This is a genomic window from Arthrobacter ruber, from assembly GCF_002954225.1.
Taxonomy (GTDB): domain Bacteria; phylum Actinomycetota; class Actinomycetes; order Actinomycetales; family Micrococcaceae; genus Arthrobacter_D; species Arthrobacter_D ruber.
Map to the genome: position 1 here is coordinate 1 of NZ_PPTH01000002.1, position 3,615 is coordinate 3,615.

At 63.8% G+C, this 3,615-nt stretch carries 3 protein-coding genes; 2 read left to right on the top strand and 1 reads right to left on the bottom strand.

The window, feature by feature from the left end:
• Together CI785_RS17315 and CI785_RS00010 are read left to right on the top strand one after the other, a co-directional pair.
• On the top strand, positions 1 to 220 hold a 220-nt coding region (locus CI785_RS17315), incomplete at its 5' end, for a hypothetical protein (protein ID WP_205753530.1).
• Positions 221 to 828: 608 nt separating this feature from the next.
• Entirely contained in the window at positions 829 to 1,767 is a 939-nt protein-coding gene (locus CI785_RS00010) for a serine hydrolase domain-containing protein (protein WP_338064858.1), read from the top strand.
• A 292-nt stretch (positions 1,768 to 2,059) separates the two neighbouring features.
• Here the strand turns inward: CI785_RS00010 and CI785_RS00015 are convergent, their stop codons facing one another.
• Positions 2,060 to 2,908: a class I SAM-dependent methyltransferase gene (locus CI785_RS00015; RefSeq protein WP_105030070.1), complete on the bottom strand. Its 849-nt coding sequence runs from the start codon at positions 2,906 to 2,908 to the stop codon at positions 2,060 to 2,062.
• Positions 2,909 to 3,615 lie beyond the last annotated feature (707 nt).

Here is a 3,615-nt window from a genome sequence, read left to right on the forward strand (position 1 = left end):
ACCAGCCACCACACGAGGTGCGGCAACCAGCAAATTCAACCAATCAAAAAACAATCGGTATCAACAAACTTGGCACACTATTGAGTTCTCAAACAACAGAAACATTCGATTACTTGCAGGACCAGCGCTTTCACGCTTTCTCGGCCCACTTTCCTTCGCCGTTGTGTTCACAGCTTATTTCATCTTCTTTTTCCTTGTCAAATCCTCCGCTTTGGCTTAGTGCCTGCATATGAGTATTCAACCGGACAATCCCGTGCCAAATGACGGTCATTTTCGTTCTCACTTGAGAGCGCACGAAGTGACCGCTAATTTCGAAGGGGTTGGTTGCCCTCTCGGGGCAACTCGATAAACAATACAGGGCGGACGACCGGCGGGCAAACCGGCCGGCCGTTACGTCCGTCACCCGCAATCAACTCCCCCTGGGTCCCCGATGTCAGGCCTTCCAACACTGTTGGCCCCGGGCAACAGCGCCTCCAACTGGTAGTGCCTCCAGCTCGCCCGAGACGTTGTGCGTCTCACCTGGAGGATGACGCGCCCTCCTCGCGTTGGCACAACAATCGACGCCCGCTTCAGAGCTCCCCAGGAAGAGCAGCTCTGACCGCGCCCGTCGACCAAAGAGGTCAACATGTGTTGACAACAGAGGGAGGGAGCCGACAATAATGGACCGAGCGGCCCCATGGATGAACCTTGGCGAACACTAGAAGGTGGAGGGGTCGCACTCACCAGGACAGTCACTACCGGCATGGCGACAGGAGAGTTGCGGTGAACAGTGGATGGACCGGGCACGCCGACCTTGTGCGTGCCGCGACCGGGGCAGTCCGATCGCCAGTGGCAGCTGTCGCTGTGGTCACCCCTGACGGTGATATGACAGCGACGAGGGGCACGGACCGTCACTCCTCTTTCGAGATCGGGTCGATCTCGAAGGTGCTCACCGGCATGGTGTACGGCGATGCCCTGGACCGCGGCCTCATCTCGCAGAAGACTGTGCTCGGCGATCTCCTCCCGCTGGACCCCGCTGGCGAGGTGGGTGCGGTTCCTCTGAGTTCCCTGGCTATCCACCGCTCAGGGCTTCCCCGTCTAGCGCCCGGGATGCATCCGCTGCGGCGCACCCTGAAACTGTGGGTCCATGGTGAGAACCCATACGGCGATTCGTTGACCGACCTCCTGAAACAGACGCGCGACGTGCATCTCGGGACTCGGCGATTCAGATACTCGAATCTAGGATTCCAGCTACTGGGTCATGCAGTGGCGAAGGCGGCCGGCAGTAGTTATGGGGAACTCGTTCAGGACGTTCTGGGCTCCGACTTCTCCGCGCCCACGTGCGTGGCGGACCTTGGTCCGACGGACGTGAGGGGAGTCAATCGCCTCGGGCGCAGCATGCAGGCATGGGTCGGTGAAGCCGTGGCGCCCGCAGGGGGCGTCCGCGCGTCGGTCAGCACGATGGTCAGCTTTCTTCGTTCAGTGCTTGACGGGACAGCTCGGGGCCTGTCCGCGCTCGAACCGTCCGCGGATTGCGTTCCCGGTGTGGGCATCGGTGCGGGATGGCTCGTCGTCGACCACCGGGGACGCAAAGTCACCTGGCACAACGGCAGCACCGGCGGATTCAGCAGTTGGATCGGACTCGATCGGGAGGCCTGCGTCGGAGTGGTTGTTCTTGTAGCCACCCACGGTTCTGTCGACAGGTCGGGATTCCGGCTCCTCACCGAATTCACCACGACCGGGACGATGCCTGGCCGACGTGGGATCGACGGCCGGCCAGCAGCGTGATTCTCCGCTGAACGTCCGCTTGGTTGGTCACCCTGCGCCCGTACTGATCCGGGAACGCCGTCGCGCTGCCTTGAGGTCAGCGCTGGATCACGGTGGAATGCACAGACCCGCCGGTTTCACCGAGAAGCAGTGACGGCGGAGCACGGCGGTCGACCCGTCGGCGTCCGCAGGGCCGTGCGCATGATTGCTGCCCCTACTGCAGTGTGCGTGGACGCACGACACCAGGACTGCTGGGCGATGCCCTCGTGACTGAAGTTCCGCAGCGCCTGACCCAGGACGGCGAGAAGCCGCCTCAGGTTCCGTTCTCCCTCTTCTTCGACAGTGTGAATATGCCATAGCGCATCGCACCTGTGCGGTAGGCCAGGATCAGGCGGGGAAGGGTCAGAAGAAACACGCGGTTGCGGCCGCCGATGGCGAGGCGACGGGCCTCACGGTCGAGGAGCAGGGCCCTCACAGCACGACGGGCGCAGATGGTCCATGTCCGGGCGACCTGGCGGCTGACATCCTCGTAGCCGACAATCTCGAAGCCCGCGGCGATTGCCATCGCCTCATATTCCTCGCGAGTGCCCATCGAGGGCAGGCGCCCTTCGCGGCAGATCGGCTCGAGGAGATGGCGAACCTTCCACTTGCTGCTATCGCTCTCCGCAAGCCAGGCGCAGACGACAAAACGACCGCCAGGCGACAGCACTCGATAAGCCTCGGCGAAAAACGCCGGCTTGTCGACCATGTGCTCGCTCGACTCGATCGCCCACGCGGCACTGACAGACGCGTCACTCATCCCATTGACGAGCCAGTCACGCAGGTGGATTTCCACGTCGGCCGCGGGCTGCCTGGCAGCGTAGTGAGCCTGCTCAGCGGAAAGCGTGAAGCCGATAACACGGACCCCGTGTGTCCTCGCGAGCTGCCTTGCCGTGGAGCCATAGCCACAGCCGATGTCGACGCAGGCTTCACCGGGCACGAGGTGCAGCCGATCGGCGACACTGCTGCTCAGCGCCTCGACGGCCTCGGAGGGCGTTTCGCGCCCCGTCACCCACAGCCCGTGGTGGACATGCTCGCCCCACACCCGACGGTAGATCGGATCGAGCTCGTCATAGTGATCCGCGACTGCCACGGCGCTCTGGGCGATGTTGGGGACGATCACGCCATCACAATACAACTGCGATCCATGCCGTCGGAAGGTCTCACCTCAGGGCTCCATCTTCTCCGGTGCGTGGTAACGGCACTCCCCTGAGCTGACGTAACCACCTCGAGCCACATCGGATCGAGCAATGCACACGCCACCAGCAGTGCTCTCAACCCGGATGACTCGATCCGCCAGCCCAAACCAGCGTTCCGGCGGGTTCGGTGGCGGGTGTTATGGCTGCCGACCGGTGCTTGATGGGTGTCAGCTCCGTCGGGTGTGGTGAGTCCCGGGGGTGCGGTCCTGGGGGTGGCGATGGGTCCTGGGAGGGGGGCTCAGGCAGGCGGTTCCGGGGGTGATGGTGGTGTGGTCGGGTGCCGCGAGTACGGTTCCGGGGGTGGTGTCGGCGGCCGGCGGTGCTGTGTCGGTATGCCGTGTCGGTGTGCCGTGTCGGTGTGGCAGTGCCTCCGGGCACTAACGCGGCGCCGCGCCCGAGATGCCCGATGTGGCTGTGAGGTGCGGGTGGGGTGGGTGTGCGAGGTGCGGGTGTGGGGTGTGCCCGTGTGCCCGTGCCGGCACCGTGCCTGTGCCTGTGCCTGTGCCTGTGGGGGTGGGTTTGGTGGTTAACGGGGGAAGAGGCCCCACCGTGGGGTGGGGCCTCTTGCCTGTAATGGTTGTCCGGCGGTGTCCTACTCTCCCACACTCTCTCGGGTGCAGTACCATCGGCG